The sequence below is a fragment of the cf. Phormidesmis sp. LEGE 11477 genome, from assembly GCF_015207105.1.
In the GTDB taxonomy this organism is placed as follows: domain Bacteria; phylum Cyanobacteriota; class Cyanobacteriia; order Phormidesmidales; family Phormidesmidaceae; genus Phormidesmis.
The window spans coordinates 97,598-114,843 of record NZ_JADEXO010000004.1; the positions used below are offsets into that span (position 1 = coordinate 97,598).

Consider the following 17,246-nt stretch of genomic DNA (forward strand, 5'->3'; position numbering starts at 1 on the left):
AGGTCGGTTACTCATATAGATTGCTGGTGAGTACACAAATATTGGCCTTCAATAGGCCGGAGGCTAGCCTTTTACATCTCAAGCTAGGGGTGGTAGGTCAGCGCTGGCGGGTCTTTAGTGGGCTGCTATAGGAATGTTCTGGGCCGAGTACACAATGGACGTACCACACTATAAAAACGCCCGTCCCTCGGTGTTAAAATACTCGTCCCCTGTCCCAAGAGAAATTCACGTTCTTTGCTGTGTCTGGGCTTGAGCTGCTGAGTACAAGCTTAATTATTCTAGTTAGTCCCGATAGAGGGGTGATCGCGCCTCTCTATAATTGCGCTTGCTATATATAAACGGAGAGATTCATAGGAGAACTCCAATGTATAGGCGTACTCAAGCAGCTCAAGCTGGGGAAACTATTCCGCATCTGAAAGAAGAAATCAAGAGCTTAAAGGCGCAATCTGCCTCATTAGAGATACGAATTGATCGGATTGTTTCCTTGCAGCTACCTAACAATATGCAGCAGCCAAGGCTGTATTTTGATCCAGGTAAAATGGAGCTGCTGAAAGAATCTATTGAAAAGCATGGAGTGCTTGAACCTATTCTATTAAGGCCTGGGCAAGATGAGAAATACGAGGTAATTAGCGGGGAACGGCGCTGGCGCTGCTGTCAAACACTGGGGATGACAACCATCCCTGCTATTATTCGGCCAATGTCCGATGCTACCGCACTAGAAGCGGCCCTAATTGCTCATTTGCTCAGTGAAGAAATCTCTTTAATAGAACAAACTGAAAGTATTCTTAGCTTGTTGTCTTTGAGGTTGAGGCTATCCAACGAGGCAATTAAAGCATCTCTCTATAAGATCAACAATTCGCACATACGTGGCACTGAGTATACAGGTGAATTTAGCAATCAACAAGTGGCAATAGTCAACGAAATACTAGGCGAGTTTGGCATGAAACTGGCTAGCTTTGTCTCTAATCGTCTGCCTTTACTTAATCTAGCGCCGCCGATCTTGGATTCTGTCAAAGCTGGCAGGCTATCGCCGACCAATGCCGTCCTGGTTAATCGTCAGCCAGCGGCATTTCACGCGCCGCTAATTTCTCAAGCTGAGGGGAAAACCAAAGGGGATGTTGTCTCTTTAATCAGGGCCACGGTGAAATCAAGAGAGCCACCTCTGAACAAAAAACCGCTGAACGAAACTGCCAAACAATCGCCAGATGAAACTATAAAACAGCCTGTAGATCAGCCTACAGAGCAGCAGCCTACAGATCAACAGCCTACGGAGCAGCAGCTTGCAGAACGGCAGCCTACAGAGCAGCCGATTGAACAGATCGCAAACTCTCTCCCAATTGAAAGCGCACTGCCAGGAGCGTCTATAGCAGAGCAGATTCATGATCGGATTCAGCGCTTGAAAGATCTGGTTTTTCTGTTAGAGAAACCAGAAGTAAAAGAAAGATTAGCGCAGATAAACAGGCTGATCAAAGAGATTGAATCCTTTCGCGATCAGAGTTGAAAATTCTAGAATTTTAAATCATACGGTATTATTAAAGATCCAACACTTTACGTAGCAGCACTTGGTCGTTCTGGCCGACCTTGAATCGTCCATTTTCAATATCACGAACCCAGCTTTGGCTCTTGCCGAGGCGCTCGGCGAGCGATCGCTGACTCAGCTTTTGCCGCTGGCGAGCCAAATTAATATCGCTGCCAGAGAGCTTTTCGGTCTGAGCAACAGTCCATGATTTAGAGGGCTTACGGCGTTTCTTAGGTTTGCGGCGTCGAATATTTTCTTGCCACTCCTCTGAAATTTCAAAGCCTAATAGACGAGCATTGAGCAGGCGCTGCCATTTATCTCTGGGCGCACTATCCGTAAGACCAAAAGCTCGATTGACATCATCGGCCCAAAAGTTAACTTCCTCGTCCACATCATCGGGGATATTAGCCACCCTCACCCAAAGCGGCTGAATATCGAGCGGATAGGTTTTAGGATCAAACAGCGGCTTTAACCCATACTGGCAGATCGCTTCTAAGTCGCTTTCAAACGCTTTTAACAGTCGCTTGTGAGCACCGCGCACGGTGGCAGCCTGATGCAATTGTTCTTCTCCGTAGGCGACTCGCATCAGGGTGCGAACCTTTATGCGCTGGTCACCGCCTAGCCTCAACTTAAACAAATTCCACAACAGTATACGGATAGCACCCTCATGCTGTTGCCAGCGGCTCATCACCTCTCTAAGCAGCGATTGAGGCAGGGTGCCATACTGATAAAAGGCGGTTTGGGCTCGGTATTCTTGCTTGTTCAAAAAGTGTTGGGCCCACAGTCCCGCTTTTATAGTAAAGCTTAGACCAATGAGGTGCTGATGTCCGTGACTGTCTTTCTCAAAATAGTATTGGGTATCAAGCAGCTGCCAAACGAAATGTTCATCTAAGCTAAAAGCATTGACTCTACCTTGCTGAGGCCAGTCGAGAGCAACTAGAACCTGGCAGGATTGATGAACTAGATTCTTGATCAGGGTAAGCTTATCAAGCTTAGTGAGATCCTTGCGCTTATCGAGTCCTAGATATTTAGCAATGTGCTGGTCATTTATGACAAAAGCATTTTGCCAAGGATAATCAATCGTCATGACATAGGCGGCAAAAATTAGATGGATACAGGTGGCACGAATGTCGAAGTTTGCGATCGCCTCTTCCCCAGATCCGAAGCCGATTGACTTCGGAGAATTCGATTCAGCATCTGCCGCTAGCCGAAATCTCATTTCTCCTCGATTGCGATTTACTGGCCGACGATAGCAGAATTGGCCTTCAGCATCTTGCTTCCAAGGCAGAGCCTGCCGCTGGGCTAAAATATTACAGGTCTCCCACATCACCATGCAAGAGGCAAAAGGTGACGTTTTGCGGTTGAGAAAAATACTTGGAATCGCGACGGGTAATAAAGTACTTTTGCATCGTCCTTTTTTAGGCGGCAAAGGCTTTAGTGCTTCCACGTCACAGACTGAAACGCATAGAGGCACGTCTAGATCGGGGCAGCCATCACACAGCGTTGGATCGATCCAATAACCGTCGCTTTCATCATTGGGTTTGATCGCATCCTGTGGACATAGGGGCTGGCACATATCGCAGGCAATACAGTTTTCTTTAATCGTGTAGTTCATAGCACGTTGACATCTGACAAACTGAAGTGAAATTGATAGATTGTTAATTTTGCGAGCTAGAAAAAAGAGAGCTTTCACAGGTAAAAACCTGGTAGAGCAACTCAACAAAAATTGCATCAATATTTCAAGCTCAACAGAGACTTTTATAGATACCTACTATACAAATATCTATTTCAGAGAATTCGTATCTTTCTCGATACTGCTTTTTCTATTCGGTTAGCCTGTCTCAGACTTGCGTTCAAAAAGAAAAATGAACCGACAGAATCAAGCAGCTAGCAATAGCCAAAAAACAATTTGCCTCATCAAATTCACTCTCGACCAAAAGAGCTAAAATAATGAGCAAGAGACTAAAACACAGTTAAAAAAGGCGGCTGAGACAGATTTTCTTTTGTTGTATCTGTATATTTCATCTGTATTATGTATAACAATGCAATATAGTCTGTTCTATGTCACTCGATACAGTTTTATGTTTTCTTTACAAACTATTTCTAATAGCTATCAAAGAGGTTCTTATATGAGTTTGTTCTTTCTTGCAACTCAGCAACTCAAGGTTTATGACAGGTAATGCGATTGCCCAAAAATTTGCTTATGTTTTTGCTTGTACATGTTTTTACCAGTCAGAATACAAAGGCGACATAGGAATCAAATAGTTCAGAGTGAAAATTCTAGAATTTTAAGAACAAGCCGTTCAAAAGATAATTCGTGAATAAAGATTGGATAGTTACAGAAGACGGGCACTGTCAGCCATGCCCAACGCTCCGCGATTGGGATTTGTTAGAATCTCCTTATTACTTTCATCGGTTTTTGACAGAGGTAGAAAACCTACTGCGGCAAACGAAAACAACTCATCAATGCGATCGCTTACCAGTGCTACGACAGCTAGTCCGCAAGCTCATCGTTAATTCCTATTGGATCAGAACCCAGCGCCCTACCTTTTTGCCTGCGGCACCCACTGCACTTTTGAATCTCTACGATGAAACGGGCTATCCTCTAACGGTTCAAATTGAAGCGCTTAAGCCGGGTGCTAGCTCCTCAATTCACACCCATGGCACTTGGGGAATTGTTGCAATACTACAGGGTCAAGAGAAACATACTTTCTGGCAGCGATCGCCTGAGCCAGACCTTCCTAACAAAATTGTCTGTGTGGCCGAAAAAACGCTGAGCTACGGTGAGGTAATCAGTTTCGTTCCAGAGGCCATCCACCGTGTGCAGGCAATTGGGAAAGAGCCACTGGTCACCTTTAACCTGTATGGAGAGACTATGAGCGAACAGCGGTTTGAATTTGATGCGATCGCCCACCAGGCCAAACGCTATTAGACAAAAGCGACTAAACCCAACCACTCAGGCTAACAGGAGAGCTATGCCTGCCCCTAATCCCTTCTTTGGATTACAGTATGAAGCTGCACTGGCATCTCTAGGAGAAGACTTTTACGACACTGTTCAACCTGCGGTTTTTTCCAATACTCGTCTCCGCTTTCGCAACAATAGTCTACTTCCTTTGCTAGGATTGTCCTCTGAGTCGGTCAGCGACCAGCATTTTGTTGAAGCTTTTGGTCAGTTTCGAGATCATTCCAGCCAGCAACCGCAACAACAGAAATCTCAACAACAGAAATCTCAACAACTATTTCAGCCACGAGAAACTCACTCGCCAAGAACTAATCTACAAACATCAGGAGCACAAAGATCAGGCTTAGCCCTGCGCTACCACGGCTATCAGTTTGGCCAATACAATCCCTATTTAGGAGACGGACGCGGCTTTCTCTATGGGCAGGTGCAAACAGCTAGTGGGCAACTTTTGGATTTAGGCACAAAAGGATCCGGGCAGACCCCTCATTCTCACGGGCGTGACGGTCGGCTGTCTTTATTAGGTGGTATCAAAGAAGTATTAGCCGCCGAAGCGCTGCATAGACTCGGCATCCCTACCTCAAGGGTTCTCAGCCTGATAGAAACAGGTGAAGAGTTGACCCGAGCCGACGAACCATCACCCACTCGCTCAGCTGTCATGGTTCGTCTTAGCCGTTCACATATCCGGTTTGGCACCTTTGAGCGACTAGACTATCTTGATCGTCCCGATTTGGTCCGGCGACTGCTCGATCATATTATCTCGCATTACTACGGCCATCTCTGGCACGCTCCAGATCGAGACATTCAATTCTACGCAGAACTCGTGCAGCGCACCGCTCATCTGGTAGCCGGATGGATGGCGGCAGGATTTTGTCACGGCGTTCTCAATACCGACAATATGTCCATCGTTGGTGAAGGCTTTGACTACGGCCCTTACGCCTTTATTGATACCTATAGCCCTCATTTCACAGCGGCATCTTTTGATCGGCTAGGGCGCTACAGCTATCGCAATCAACCGACAGTTTGTCGTTGGAACCTAGAAAAACTGCAAGAGCCTTTGGCATCGGTCATATCAAAAGCAGAGATGGAAAGCGTGCTGACCTCTTTTACAACAATCTACGAACGTGCCTATCATCAGCGGATGCTACGCAAGCTAGGGTTTGAAACTCTGCCAGATGAAGATGCGTTAATCCTAATCGATCTTACTTTGCAATTTTTGTTTGCCAGTCAAGTTGACTATCACCATTTCTTTCAAGCACTACAACAACAGTTTTCTGTTCAATGGCGAGAAGAGCCAGCTAATATTTTCACCGACTTAAGCTTTTTAGTCGGTGCTGATTTTGGCTCGGCCAACTCGAATCCAGCTAGTTTAGGCTTAGCCAACGACTCTGCTAATCATCCTGCAAATTATTCTAGGAATTACTTTGAAAGCAAAGGGTTCGGAAATTCAAACGTTGCTGATCTGAAGATCGTCGATCGAGTGGCAGCGCTAAAGCCTTGGAGAGAATTCTACCATCGGCTGTTGAGACAGCAGTCAGAGGATGAGATGATGGCGATCGCCTACCGCCTAAAGCAACATAACCCCCAGCAGAGAATCTCTCGAAGCGCGATTACAGAAATTTGGCAGGCGATTTCACTAGACAACAACTGGCAGCGATTTAATCAAACCATAGCAAGCTGCGCTTAGCCGCTACTGAATTCCCAACGCCTCACGCAGCCGCACCTGGTCTTCAAAGCTGATACTAAATCGCCCTTTTTCAATATCGCGAATCCAGCTCTGGCTCTTCCCTAAACTATCGGCTAGAGCCCGCTGACTGATCTTTTGTTGCTCGCGCGCTGCCTTTATAGCCTGGCCAGATAGAGACTGTTCAAATAGAGACTGACCAGAACCTGCGCCCCGATCGAGAACAGAAGAACGAGACTGATAATGACGTTTGGACGGGAGGCGACGGCGACGCTTGGGTGCGGGGCGACGAGCAGATTGCTGCCACTCATCTGACAGCTCGAATCCCAAAATGCGGGCGTTCAAAAGCCGCTGCCACTTATCTCTAGGCGCGTTGTCCGTCAGTACGCGATTAGCCTGATCGGCCCAAAAGTCCAGTGCTTCATCCACATCATCAGGAATTCTGGCCGCCTTAGCCCACAGCGGCTGAATCTCAATCGGATAGGTCTCTGGATCAAAGATAGGCTCCAATCCATGACGGCAGACCCTTTCGAGATCGTGCTCGAAGGTTTTGAGCAAACGCTTATGAGCGCCCCTTACGGTCGTAGCTTCTAGCAGGCGAGACTCGCCGTAGGCCACTCGCAGTAGAGTACGCACCGTCAGACGATGATCTCCTCCCAAACGCAGCTTAAACAACAACCATAGCAACAATCGAACAGCACCTTCATGCTGTTGCCAGCTGCTCATGACCTCTGCGATTAGGGCATGGGGTAAGGTGCCATACTGATAAAAAGCCGTTTGATTACGATAGTCTCTGCTGTTGAGAAAGCGCTGAGCCCAGCCGCCAGATTTGATCGTGAAGCTCAGACCGATCAAATGTTGGCAGCCTTGAGCATCTTTTTCAAAGTAGTATTGAGTGTGAAGCAGCTGCCAAATGGGTTGCTCGGCGAGTGTAAAGGGAGGTACCTTTCCCTGCTGAGGCCAGTTCAAAGAAACCAGTAGCCGACAAGATTGGTAAACCAGTTCTTTAATTAGAGTGAGTTTCTCTAGCTTGGTGAGATCTTTGCGTCTATCTAGTCCTAGGTACTTTTCGATGTGCTGATCGTTGATCTCGAAAGACTCTTCCCAAGGACAACCCAGCGTGGCTGCATAGGCGGCAAAGATCAGATGAATGCAGGCGGCGCGAATGTCAAAACTTGCGATCGCCTCTCTGCCAGGATCTGCGGCCATTGGCAAAGGCACTTCAGCATCAGTGTCTATCGTAGTATCTACTGTTCTATGGCTAAGCGCGTCGGGATTATTCGTGTCAGGATTGGCTCTTTCTAGATGAGCGACTTCAGGATCAGCTGCCAGCCGGAATCGCATTTCTCCACGCCCTCGATTGACCAATCGACGATAGCAGAGCTTGCCGCTAGCATCAGTTTGCCAAGAGAGCGACTGTCGGTGAGAGAATACTGTGCAAGCTTCCCAAATCACCATGCAAGAAGCAAAAGATGTTGTTTTTCCATTGAGAAAAATACTGGGTATAGCAGGCGGCAACAGCGTACTCTTACAGCGCCCCTTTCTCGATGACAAAGGCTTTAGAGAAGTCTCTGAATCGCAAACCTGTACACAGTGAGGAACCTCTACATCCGGGCAGGCATCACAAAGCGTTGGGTCAATCCAATACCCTGCCTTCTGATACGCTGCCTGCGGTCCCGAAGGCTTGATAGCCCCTCTAAGACACTGAGACCAACAGCGATCGCAATCATGACAACCGTCCTTGATGGTATAGACCATTAGCACCCTACAAGAATCGAACCCCTCTATAAACTCCTCTATAAAACTTTGTTTCTATCGCTACAGGTATAACAATCGAGTATCGAAGCGTTCTATGTCCTCTGATACGGTTTAATAGTTTTTTTATTATTCATTTTCACGTTTCCTGACAAAGTATTTGGTTCAACCACATACCTGACAATTCGCGATTAATATATGAGATATCTGCGATTGACTGGCAGCAGTTCCCGGATTGATATTCACTAGGTGCATACTCAAGAGAAAGGTTCAAGAAGAAGAACCCGCCTACGAGAACCGTGGCTCATACTGAAAGTCACATCGTCTGTCATTACTGCTATTGAACAGAAATTTTTAACTGGAAGTTTTGGCTAGAAGTTTTAGCTGGAAGTTTTAGCCAAGGAGGTTTCAGACAGCGGGCTGTGCCTTATATAAAGTGACAACTATAAAGTGACAACAACTATCAAGAGGTAAAACAAAGAGTAATGGTGACTACTACAAAGGCTGAACAGCTAGCCATGACTTTTCTAGTGGACGATTTGGAAATTCCGGCAGAAGATCAATCGTTCTTCTTGATAATTTCCGCCAGAGAGACCGGCAGTAGCTGGACAGTGGTTGAAATTGGCGTAGCCGGACTGCCGGATAAGTGGGTGCTTCAGGTCTTTGATACCGGCCAGTGCGACCCTTGCTACACATTCATCTCGCCGATGCCCAAAGGAGAGGACGCCGATCTCTCAGAGTTTCCAGATCGGATTGCTGAAGTGGTAGCAACTGAGCGGGCAAACAATGAGCCATTGCAATAGTCATCGAAAGTTGGTTCTAGCGCCTCATTGCTACAGTTTTGTTTAATGGCCTTTTTCTATAGCGACAAGTCACTATGCCCTCAGAAGTAAAGATTCTAGGATTATCAGCAGAGCGAGGACGATGGCTGCTAATTTTACTGGGCATGAACGTATTGCTTTGTTCGGGCAGCGTTTATGCTTGGAGCGTTTTTCGCAAACCTTTAGAAACAGAACTCAATATCGGCGCGACCGAAAGTCTGTTGCCCTACACGATCGCACTGGTCTTTTATGCAGCTCTGATGCCAGTTTCAGGATTTCTGATTCCTCGCATTGGACCACAAATGGTCACCGTGATCGGCGGAATTGCGGTAGGGCTGGGCTATTTTCTTTCTAGCTTTGCCACTGACATTACGACAATGACACTGGCCTACGGGGTGATCGCCGGATCAGGCGTGGGAACTACCTATGGCGTGCCGATGGCGGTAGTGGCGCAGTGGTTTCCAGATAAAAAAGGCTTAGCAGTGGGTATCACCATTATTGGATTTGGGCTCTCTCCTTTGATCAGTGCGCCGATCGCCAGTAGTTTGATCAGCGCCTACAGCCTCAGGACGGCCCTGCGCGTCTTGGGCGTGACGTTTGGCCTGCTAATTCTGGCGATCGCCACTACACTTAAGCTCCCCCCAAAGGACTGGCATCCTCGCCAAGCATCCTCGCTATCCCTTTCGACAGCCCCCACCCGTACCTATCCCAAACACTTGCTGACGAGTCGTTCGTTTTATGGGCTGTGGATTTGCTACGCGCTAGGCACCCTAATTGGCCTCAGCGCGATCGGGATTTCGAGCCCAGTCGGAGAGGAGATGATCAATGTTAATCCTGCCTTAGCGGCTAGCAGCGTCTCTTTGTTTGCCGTGTTCAATGGGATTGCTAGGCCGCTGTTTGGCTGGTTGAGCGATCGCTTTGAGCCGCGCTATGTGGCGATCGCCAGCTATGTGCTGATTCTCATTGCCTGCATACTGATGGCCACTGCCCAGTCCGGGCAAGTCGCTACCTACTTACTGGCCTTCTGTTTATTTTGGTTTTGCTTAGGCGGGTGGCTGGCGATCGCACCGACCACGACCCTCCGATTTTTCGACCCTGACCACTACGCTCAGAACTACGGCATTGTGTTCACCGCTTACGGTGTCGGTGCCCTGAGTGGAAACCTGGCCACCGGGCAGATTCGAGACTGGCTGGGCTCCTACACCTATGTGTTTTATCTGATGGCGCTGCTGGCTCTAGTCGGCATCGTCACGGCCAACACTTTGTTGAAGCGCGATCGCTCTGAGACGATCACGTTGGAGACCACCCAAAAGTGTGGGAAACGTTGAAAACTGAACGTTAACAGAGTGGGATACAATGAAAGTTTTCGCAATAAACCTTTCAGCCACTTTAGGCATTCACCTCCGCTATTAGCGGCCTTAGACTAATAGAGGTAGCGGCCTTAGACTAATAGAGGTATTAGACTGAGCGACTATCAATGCCGATACTTATTAGGTTCGCAGGGAAAGTGCGAATCATCGTCTACCCAGGCGACCATCTGCCAACTCATGTTCATGTAAAAGACGATCAATATGAGGTGAAGGTCAATATTTCTGGTGATACTGCTCAGATAATGCAGCCGTCAAAGAAGGAAAGATTCAGGACAACGCCTAAGTTTACGGAAAAGGCGTTGCAGTTCTGTCAGGCAAACTTAGATTTTCTCAAAGAAGAGGTGAAAATTTACTATGAAGCTGAATGAAGCGGTAGCAGTAAGGTACAGGCGAGAGACCAAGGCGGTTGTCGTGTCTTTCGCCGATGGCTCGCAATCCTCTTGGCCAGTTCGCTTGTTAGAGATGACAAAACGTACTGATGATGGCTATGTTGCGATCGCCCCTAATGATGATGAACTATCAGCCGTCGAGTTGTTTGGTAGCGATGCCATTGTGTGGGATGAGCTCGGGCAGATCTTTAGAATTGAGGATCTTCAAAATCATATATATGGACGAAAAGCCTGGATGGAATCGCTGTCAGCTAGTGTTGTGTCTTAGCACCTTTTCCTCTTCATTAGGGCATTTGATTAGGCTTTTGCAGAGGCTTTGAGCTCAGCGGACACAGAAGCCGGTTCATCACCTGTAGCTGTTCTGCGGTTCCCAAACAGATCAGAAAATCTTTTGGCTGTAGTCGAATATCTGAGGTGGGGCCGACGATTAGCTCGCCCTGATCACGCCGAATCGCCACAATCAAAACGCCTGTGAGCGCTCTTAGCTGTGATTCTTTGAGCGTCTGGCCAATCTGAGCACAGGCTGAAGAATCGAGGAAGAACTCTTCCATGTAGTAGGTGCGATCGCCGCTCGAAACAATGCCATCCATAAAATCCATCACCTGGGGTCGCAGGGCAGCGGCGGCCATTCGCTTGCCGCCAGTAATGTAGGGCGAAATCACCGCATCTGCACCAACCCGCCGTAATTTCTGGATAGCCTCACTGCTGCTGGCGCGAGCGATAATCCGCACCCGAGGATTCAGCGTTCTAGCCGAGAGCACGGTGTACAGGTTTTCTGCATCAGAAGTCAATGCCGAGATCAAACAAACCGCCGACTCGATTTTTACTAAGTGCAGCGTATGGTCTGAGGTCGCATCGCCCTGCACTGCCACAAAGCCTAGTGTCTGGGCCTGCTCTACCCGGTCAGCTTCGGTATCGACGATGACAAACGGAATTTTTTGCAAGGAAAACTCTTCTGCAATCTGCCGCCCTGTTCTACCAAATCCGCACAAAATATAGTGGTTAGAGAGATTTTGCATAAGCTTACGGCGCTGATTCAGGCGGACGCCTTCTTGAAAGTAGCCTTTGACAATCGCTTCTGTAAATCGATTGGCCATATATCCAACCGCCGCAATCCCCAAAAAGATCAGCACCGTTGTAAATACCCGACCGCGATCGCCCAGTGGCCGAACTTCTGAAAAGCCCACGGTCGTCAAGGTAATCACAGTCATGTAGAGCGCCTCGGCCAGGTGCCAGCCCTCCACCAGCCAATACCAAAGAGTTCCGGCCAAAATAATGCCGACTAGCGCCAACAGCCCTCGAAAAAGCTCTCGCTGCGTTTTTCGATATCTTTCTTGCAGAGCCGTATAGTAACGGTCTCGTGCCTTGGGTTCTCGAATGAATGGCGGACGTGGCAAGCTAACGAGATTCCTTCACTATATAGCGTTGGTCACTTGACTGAGGTGCAGTTTGCAGGCTAAAAGCTTTATGTTGCAACGGGTCAAGTGACGCGCCTGGACCGTAGGCTTTGCCTTCTCGCAGAGTATGCATCCGGTCCAGGCTATAAAACTAGCTTGCCTTTTGCAGGCCGCGCATGTGCTCAAAAAGACTCCAGCAGTAGTGCTCTGGTAGATTGCAAGTAACAGCGCCTCGCATCACCACAGAAAAGTACCAGTCATTGGGGGGAACTTCTACAGGCATTTTCTTGACAACGACGTAGGTTCGCACCTGGATGTAGGCCCGTCCGCCGCTGCTGACGGTAACGTGCTCTTGGCGATAGCCGCCCTGCTCGACGCCTTCACGCCGATCGAGGCGATCGCTAAACCGTAAAGGCAACCGATAAAGCACCCCCTGCACCTCACAACCCGGCGCTGGCGAGATATCGAGCGCACCGCACTGCCGCTGATGAGAATAATAGTGAAACCCTAAACGATAGCCCTTCAAAGTGGCCGGGCCTACCACATAGGGATGGGTATTTTCCCTAAGCGATCGCTTTAAATCGACCGGGCACATGCAAGAGCCATAGGCAAAATAGTGAAAGTAGGATTCGGGAGGCAAACGCTCAGGGGCAGAATGTTCGAAAGAGGGAGGGTCGAAAGGTGACATAGCTCAGCACTTAATGCAGCTCGCAAAAGTGTTTTTCAATCAGGGATGGCAGGTCCTGAGGGTTCAGACCATAATAGCGGTGTTTGCCAGGCATAATTGTCAGCGCAGGTGCTTTTGAGCAGCACTTTTGACAGCCAGTGTATTGAATCTCTACTCGATCTTGAAGCTGATAGGTCTGCAGCGCCTGCTCTAGCGCCAAAGCAAGCTGACGGCCACCGCGCTTTTTACAGCCTGATTTGTGACAGACTAGGATCTTTTGCTTCTGGGGGCTGGGTGTAGTTAAAGCTGCCTGAGCAGATGGGACGGTCTGAGTAGATGAACCTGTCTGAACAGTTGGGGTGGCGGCAGGCAAAATGGTCGCAGACTCGGAAAAGAGACAGTAGGCTTTGAGCTGAACGACGTTCGCCGCGTAGTCGAGCTGACTGCGACCAATACAACGAACGCGATCGCCCAGTCGAAGAGAGCGTTGCCTGAGCGATTGTTTTACAGCAGCCTGTAGATTTGTCGGCAGCTCAATCGCGATCGTCTCTGGCTCGCCAGCCAAATCATCCTCAACTAGCGTGTCGACCACTAGCACAATCGACCTGACCTGATCCGGCGGCTCACCCAGCAGTCCCAGAAAGATGCCGTTTAGATTAAACATCCAAGGTGGCAAGCCACCTAGCCGGGTACCTGGTCGATTGGATTGATCGACCCAGGCCGTATCTTCTTTGATATCAGAAACAATGTCTGCCATCGTCTCTGACGCGGCAGCCAAGCTAGTGTTCAACATGCGAGGTTTCCTCTAGCGATGAATAGGCACGATGAATGAGCAGTTGATTAAAGGAGAGCAGTTAATGAGAGAAAAAAGACACAGAGCTATTTACTTTAGCCGTTTGGCTCGCACCGTTTGAGGCGTGTGAATAGGGTCGCCTAAGCCAGCTATCTGTAGCTCCCAGCCATTCGACAGCGTCAGAATATGATTGTCATCTGATTGTGCTTTCTGGGTGACTTCTTCTTCCAAGTCTTTTTTGGCCACGTAGGCCATTAATTTTCCGGCGCGATCCGTATGGAGCATCACTTTCATCGCTGATTCCTACCATTAAGAAGATACAGATTGAGAAGATACAGATTGAAAAAGTCTAGAGATTGAAAAAGTTCAGAGATCAGAGAGTTTTATGCAGCCAATGCCCTCAGACATTAGGACATTGGCTGATCACTTTAGCAGTTGTTCTATAGCTGCTATAGCTGGTGTTGTGGTACTAGCTATAGTGACAAGTGACAAATCCTACAGCGCTTCAGCCGCAAGGGTGAGCAGTTCATCCACAGTGAGGCTACGTTTGAGCTGGGTGGCGCGATCGCGGACCGCATCGAGCACTGATTGGCTCTGAGCTGACTCAAACCTCATGCCCGCACCTTGCATCACCTGATTCAACAGATGGCGGCCTGAATGTTTACCCACAACAAACTGGCGCTGCCGACCGACTTCTATCGGATCAAAAGGTTCGTAAGTGGTGGGATCAGCCAAGACCCCATGCGCGTGAATGCCGGATTCGTGGGCAAATGCATTTTTACCCACAATGGCCTTCCAAGGAGGAACCGGGCAGTTGACGGCTTTAGCAACAGAGCGCGATAGCTCTAGTAAGTGCTGGGTATGGATACCCAGCTTAATACCATAGATATGTTTTAGCGCCATCACCACTTCTTCTAAAGCCGCGTTCCCGGCCCGCTCTCCTAATCCGTTGACGGTGGTATTGATCGAACCAGCACCCGCACGAACACCGGCTAATGCATTCGCACTCGCTAGGCCGAGGTCGTTGTGGGTATGCATCTCGACCGGAATCTCTAGCGCAGCAACAAGTCTTTGCACTTTCTCAAAGGTAGTAAACGGATCGAGAATCCCGACCGTATCACAAAATCGAAAGCGAAACGCCCCCCACTCTTGGGCAAACTGAGCCGCATCAACTAGAAATTGTTCGTCTGCGCGTGAGCTGTCTTCACCGCCCACACTCACCTCTAGGCCGTGATCTTTGGCAAAATTGATGGCATCGCGTAGCTGCAACAACATCGCATTCCAGCGGCCCTGAAACTTGACTTGAATCTGGGCATCAGACACTGGAATAGAAATATGGACTCGCTTTAGTCCGCAGTTCAAGGAGGCTTGAATATCGGCGATGACTGCGCGATTCCAGCCTAGGATTTTGGCATTGAGACCCAAAGTGGCGATCGCTCGAATTGACTGGGCTTCGATTTGTCCCATCGCTGGAATACCCACTTCTAATTCTTGAACACCGATGGCATCTAAGAATTTGGCGATCGCCACTTTTTCTTCTAGACCAAAGACAACCCCGGCGGCCTGTTCGCCGTCTCGCAAAGTGGTGTCGTTGATATAGATAGGGGCCGGATTGGGGGCCGGGTAGGTTTGAGGTGAAGTGGAAGATGAAAGCGTCATAGCAGCCTCGCAGGTTATTTCAAAAAGGCAAAGGTGAGACTGTCTTCGACCAGGAAGTGATCTAGATGAAAGGCTCGATCTTCTGTCGTCAGCAGAATTTGTTCATAGAGATAGCGGGTGGCGCGATCGCCTACACTTTCGGCCTGAGTGGCCAATCGGCGTACCAGAGAAATCACCGCCTGCTCAGCTGACAAATCATTTTCAATCATTTGCCGACAAACATAGACGCCCTCCGGCTCAGGATCAAAACAACAGAGTTCTGATAGCTGGCCAAAAGAACCTGCCGGAATCCCGCCTAGCCCATTTAGTCGCTCAGCGATATCGTGAGCATGTTCCTGGGTTTGGCCATAGCTCTCCTGAAAAAATTCGTGAATAGAATAAAATTCAGCCCCTTCAGTGACAAAATGTTGCTTTTGATACTGCAAATACAGTCCCTGAAAGCTGGCATAGGCTAGGTTTAGCCCTTCGCACACAGGCACAGTCACCTCTCTTTCGAGACTGACCGGATTAGGCCCAACATCACCAAAAGCTCGGACAAGATTTTGAACAGATTGAACAGATTGAATAGTCATACGATTACTCCAAACAGCTAAGATTGAATAGGGATTGAATAGGTCGTAAATTGAACAGGGTGTAAATTGAACAGACGCTAGAAAGCGATCTAAATTGAACGAGCGAAAGCAGATTTTGCCCACAGAACTTGTCTGAGGTGAGACTTTCAGAAAACCACAGCACAGGCCACCCGGCTACTCCAGCAGCGCTCTAGCCAATCCACGCCGCCCTGACGAGAAACTTCAAATCTGCGTACCACGCTGTTGACCAGCAATAGTTCGATCGGATCGTTCGCATCGACACGCAAAGTGCCATCAATTGGACAGGCGCAGGGAATGTCGAGTTCTTGCAAGCGAAGATTGATTGACCAGCGATCGACCCGAGGAACTGAAACAACATAGCCTAGAGCATCGGGGTCTGAATCAGGCTGGCTGGCACGAGAGATAGCAACAGAAGTGTAGTTATCCATGAGATGAAGACTCCAGTGTAGTTAAAGACGAATGGGCAGAGAGCTTGAGATGGTATAGCTGATCTTCTAATCGTTGAATCCGAGTCCAAAAATGCTGTATTGTTTCGGCTTCGAGATCGGGCAGGTGGCCGTGTTCTAACGGGGCTGCGGTGGTGTTGCATTCACCGACATTGCGGCTAGGGACGCCGACGGCGGTGCAGTGAGCCGGAACCGCATGCAAAACGACGGAGCCAGCGCCAATCCGGGCATGATTGCCAATGTGGATATTCCCCAATACGTTTGCACCTGCCCCAATCACAACGCCTTTACCGACAGTAGGATGGCGCTTGCCCGTTTCTTTACCGGTGCCTCCCAAAGTGACACCCTGATAAATCAGGCTATAGTCGCCGACAACAGCGGTTTCTCCAATCACAACCCCCATTCCGTGATCGATAAACACTGCCACCCCTAGCTGCGCCCCAGGATGAATTTCAATACCCGTAAAACAGCGAGCCAAGTGTGAGAGCAATCGAGGCAGAAAGGGAATATGCCGACAATGTAGCCAGTGGGCCAGACGATGGGCTGTTACTGCATGAAGTCCGGGATAGCAACACAGCACTTCTAGCCAGCTGCGAGCTGCCGGATCGCGCTCGAAGATAATGGCAAAGTCTGAGAACAGAGGCCACTGCGATGGAACAAGATCAGTCAACTGCCGCAGATAATAAGTGATAACTCTCTTTAAGGAGGGAAACATAACACGGGTGGCCGACTGAATGGCCGCTATAGAAAACTTTGTTTGTTCGTTTATAGCAGCCGCGTTTTGACGGGGCGATCGCAACCGCCCAATCCAAATTTACTAGAACTATTAAGCCTGCACTCAAACGCTAGAGCCCTTTGCCAGCGTCCTTTGCAAATTTGTTCGAGGTAGACCCACTAGTATTTCAGGCATTAAGGACAAGCATTTCTCAGCGCAGGTACAAGTATTATGCACTCAGCCGCAAAGCCCCTCTATGCGGCAGTTACAGGATTTTTCAGCATGAACAAAGAAAGACTTTCCTACTGTACTCAGATCTAAAATTCGAGCCCCTAGAGCACCTTTTTTTGTAGCATTCGTCACTTTACTCCACACACTCCATAACAGTGAAATCCTTTTTATAAGAGAGCAAAGTAGCCCACAAAAAAATACGCCCTAAACCCGCACAGTGCTGTGAGATCTAGAGCGTAATTTAAGTG

17 protein-coding genes are annotated in these 17,246 nt (G+C 48.7%); 7 read left to right on the top strand and 10 right to left on the bottom strand.

The genetic code is table 11. The features are described 5' to 3' along the window. The first annotated feature begins 364 nt into the window (after positions 1-364). The gene (locus IQ256_RS02420; protein ID WP_193853904.1) at positions 365-1,501 is read left to right on the top strand and encodes a ParB/RepB/Spo0J family partition protein; all 1,137 of its coding nucleotides are present in this window, start codon (positions 365-367) and stop codon (positions 1,499-1,501) included. Positions 1,502-1,532: 31 nt separating this feature from the next. On the opposite strand, the gene IQ256_RS02425 is transcribed toward IQ256_RS02420, so the two are convergent. After that, complete coding sequence (locus IQ256_RS02425) at positions 1,533-3,134, bottom strand: helix-turn-helix domain-containing protein (RefSeq protein WP_193853906.1); 1,602 nt, start codon at positions 3,132-3,134, stop codon at positions 1,533-1,535. A gap of 702 nt (positions 3,135-3,836) precedes the next feature. Here IQ256_RS02425 and IQ256_RS02430 point away from each other — a divergent pair. Then, positions 3,837-4,451, top strand: coding sequence for a cupin (locus IQ256_RS02430; protein ID WP_193853908.1), 615 nt, complete (start codon positions 3,837-3,839; stop codon positions 4,449-4,451). Positions 4,452-4,494: 43 nt separating this feature from the next. Then, a complete protein-coding gene (locus IQ256_RS02435) occupies positions 4,495-6,165 on the top strand; it encodes a YdiU family protein (RefSeq protein WP_193853910.1) in 1,671 nt (556 codons plus the stop codon). Positions 6,166-6,168: 3 nt separating this feature from the next. On the opposite strand, the gene IQ256_RS02440 is transcribed toward IQ256_RS02435, so the two are convergent. After that, positions 6,169-7,920, bottom strand: a complete 1,752-nt coding sequence (locus IQ256_RS02440; protein WP_193853912.1) for a helix-turn-helix domain-containing protein — start codon at positions 7,918-7,920, stop codon at positions 6,169-6,171. Between the two features lie 482 nt (positions 7,921-8,402). Here IQ256_RS02440 and IQ256_RS02445 point away from each other — a divergent pair, with 482 nt between their 5' ends. From IQ256_RS02445 to IQ256_RS02460, 4 genes are all read left to right on the top strand, one after another. After that, entirely contained in the window at positions 8,403-8,720 is a 318-nt protein-coding gene (locus tag IQ256_RS02445; protein ID WP_193853914.1) for a hypothetical protein, read from the top strand. A gap of 74 nt (positions 8,721-8,794) precedes the next feature. Continuing rightward, entirely contained in the window at positions 8,795-10,066 is a 1,272-nt protein-coding gene (locus IQ256_RS02450; RefSeq protein WP_193853916.1) for an OFA family MFS transporter, read from the top strand. Positions 10,067-10,215: 149 nt separating this feature from the next. Then, positions 10,216-10,476 carry a DUF4160 domain-containing protein gene (locus IQ256_RS02455; protein ID WP_193853918.1) on the top strand — a complete coding sequence of 87 codons (261 nt, stop codon included), beginning with the start codon at positions 10,216-10,218 and terminating at the stop codon, positions 10,474-10,476. After that, the gene (locus tag IQ256_RS02460; protein ID WP_193853919.1) at positions 10,463-10,765 is read left to right on the top strand and encodes a hypothetical protein; all 303 of its coding nucleotides are present in this window, start codon (positions 10,463-10,465) and stop codon (positions 10,763-10,765) included. Before IQ256_RS02455 ends, IQ256_RS02460 begins: the two co-directional genes overlap by 14 nt. 16 nt (positions 10,766-10,781) lie before the next feature. On the opposite strand, the gene IQ256_RS02465 is transcribed toward IQ256_RS02460, so the two are convergent. The 8 genes from IQ256_RS02465 to cysE form a co-directional block, all read right to left on the bottom strand. Continuing rightward, positions 10,782-11,894 carry a TrkA family potassium uptake protein gene (locus tag IQ256_RS02465; RefSeq protein WP_193853920.1) on the bottom strand — a complete coding sequence of 371 codons (1,113 nt, stop codon included), beginning with the start codon at positions 11,892-11,894 and terminating at the stop codon, positions 10,782-10,784. Positions 11,895-12,045: 151 nt separating this feature from the next. Continuing rightward, positions 12,046-12,534: a gamma-glutamylcyclotransferase gene (locus tag IQ256_RS02470; RefSeq protein ID WP_255516182.1), complete on the bottom strand. Its 489-nt coding sequence runs from the start codon at positions 12,532-12,534 to the stop codon at positions 12,046-12,048. A 58-nt stretch (positions 12,535-12,592) separates the two neighbouring features. After that, positions 12,593-13,354, bottom strand: coding sequence for a (2Fe-2S) ferredoxin domain-containing protein (locus IQ256_RS02475; protein ID WP_193853922.1), 762 nt, complete (start codon positions 13,352-13,354; stop codon positions 12,593-12,595). A 90-nt stretch (positions 13,355-13,444) separates the two neighbouring features. Continuing rightward, a complete protein-coding gene (gene nifT, locus IQ256_RS02480; protein ID WP_193853923.1) occupies positions 13,445-13,648 on the bottom strand; it encodes a putative nitrogen fixation protein NifT in 204 nt (67 codons plus the stop codon). A gap of 201 nt (positions 13,649-13,849) precedes the next feature. Further along, complete coding sequence (gene nifV / locus IQ256_RS02485; RefSeq protein ID WP_193853924.1) at positions 13,850-15,013, bottom strand: homocitrate synthase; 1,164 nt, start codon at positions 15,011-15,013, stop codon at positions 13,850-13,852. A 14-nt stretch (positions 15,014-15,027) separates the two neighbouring features. Continuing rightward, the gene (locus IQ256_RS02490; protein ID WP_193853926.1) at positions 15,028-15,585 is read right to left on the bottom strand and encodes a Dps family protein; all 558 of its coding nucleotides are present in this window, start codon (positions 15,583-15,585) and stop codon (positions 15,028-15,030) included. A 146-nt stretch (positions 15,586-15,731) separates the two neighbouring features. Next, the gene (locus tag IQ256_RS02495; protein WP_193853928.1) at positions 15,732-16,034 is read right to left on the bottom strand and encodes an Asr1405/Asl0597 family protein; all 303 of its coding nucleotides are present in this window, start codon (positions 16,032-16,034) and stop codon (positions 15,732-15,734) included. Further along, positions 16,027-16,722, bottom strand: coding sequence for a serine O-acetyltransferase (gene cysE, locus IQ256_RS02500; RefSeq protein WP_228024502.1), 696 nt, complete (start codon positions 16,720-16,722; stop codon positions 16,027-16,029). Before cysE ends, IQ256_RS02495 begins: the two co-directional genes overlap by 8 nt. Between the last annotated feature and the right edge of the window lie 524 nt (positions 16,723-17,246).